This is a genomic window from Arthrobacter cheniae (assembly GCF_003602275.1).
GTDB lineage: Bacteria > Actinomycetota > Actinomycetes > Actinomycetales > Micrococcaceae > Arthrobacter_D > Arthrobacter_D cheniae.
Window position 1 is genome coordinate 1 of record NZ_QZVT01000034.1, and the last position, 1599, is coordinate 1599.

Sequence of the window (1599 nt, forward strand, 5' to 3'; positions counted from 1 at the left end):
CTCCGGTGGTTGGTTAGAGGCGGCCGGTGGTGAGGGCGTGGTTGTAGCCTTCGTTGGTCATTCCGTCGCCGGGGTAGAGCCAGGTGGTGCCGGTGGGTGTGGTGGTGGTGATGTCGGAGAGTGTGTCGGCGTTCTGGTCGCCGAGGGGGAGGAGTTTGGTGTAGACGTTCCAACCCGTGCCTACGATCTCCTGAGTGGGGAAGGTGGAGTTGTTTCCGCGGTAGAGGCCGAGGTCTCCGTTGGAGTTGCGGACGAGAAGGTCGGTGGTGCCGTTGCGGTCGTAGTCGCCGATGGGTGTGATGTCGGTGAAGGCATCCCAGCCGCTGAGTCCGATGATGGTGCCGGGCTGGTAGCCCTCGTTGCCGGTACCGATGCGTCCGGTGCCGTCGTAGCGCCAGAGGGATCCGTCCTGGTGGCGGGCGAGTATGTCGGGTTTGCCGTCTCCGGTGAGGTCGGTTCCTCCGGTGATATCGGTGAAGACGTTCCAGCCCGTTCCGATCTTGCGGGGTGCGGAGTAGCCCTCATTGGTGGCGGAGATGGTGCCGGTGCCGGGGTAGAGGTAGAGGTCTCCGTTTGGAGTGCGGGCGAGGATGTCGTTGCGTCCGTCGGCGTTGAAGTCGCTAGCTGCGGTGATGTCCTGGTAGATGTTCCAACCGGACCCGATGCGGCGGGCGGCTGTGAAGGAGGCTTGTCCCTGGCCGGGGTGGAACCAGAGGGTTCCGTCGGGGCGGCGGGTGAGGACGTCGCGGCGTCCGTCGGAGTTGAGATCCGCGGTGGCGGTGGTGGTGCTGTTGGCCGGCCAGAAGGACGTGGTGGTCTGGGTGGGGCGTAGATAGCCTTCGGAGGCGGTTCCGGTGCCTGCGTAGAAGCGCAGGGTTTGGTCGGGTTGGATGGCCATGAGGTCGGCACGGCCGTCCGTGTTGAAGTCCCGGTTGCCGATCACGGTGCTGTAGATGTTCCAGCCGCTGCCGATGGTGAAGCCGGTGGGGGTGAATGCCCCGGAGCCGTTGCCGACCATGAGCCGAAGTTCGCCTTGGGGGGACCTGGACATCAGGTCCACGGGGCCGTCGCCGTTGAAGTCGCCGACCGCACTCAGTTCCAGCGAGTTGCTGCTTCCGGAGCCCACTTGGCGGGCGTAGCCGTGGGTGCCGTCGCCTGGGCCGGAGTAGAGCCACAGACTGCCGTCGGGCTTGCGAGCCAGGAGGTCCGGGCGTCCGTTTCCGTCAGCGTCGCCGGCGCCGATGATCGTGTTGAAGCCGTCCCAACCGCCGTCGCCGATTTTCACGGCCATGCGATAGCCCTCATTGGTTGAGGAGATCGTTCCTGTTCCGGAATAGCGCCACAGGCTGCCGTCGACATTGCGAGCGAGGAAGTCGTTGCGACGATCGCCGTCGTAATCGCCGATACCGATGAACTGGTTGTAGACCTCGAAGCCGCTACCGATCTTCACAGCAGCACCGAAGGAGCCGTTTCCGAACCCAGGATGCAGCCACAAGGTCCCATCGGTCCGACGCGTGACCATATCCGCACGCCCATCACCATTGAAATCACCGGGACTGAAGACCTTCAACGACTTATCCACCGGCACCACCACCGCAG

Annotated in this window: 1 protein-coding gene; it reads right to left on the bottom strand. The window is 64.4% G+C overall.

Features of this window, described 5'->3' with window-relative positions; genetic code table 11:
- Positions 1-13: 13 nt before the first annotated feature.
- On the bottom strand, positions 14-1599 hold a 1586-nt coding region (locus tag D6T63_RS18825; protein ID WP_220725994.1), incomplete at its 5' end, for an FG-GAP-like repeat-containing protein.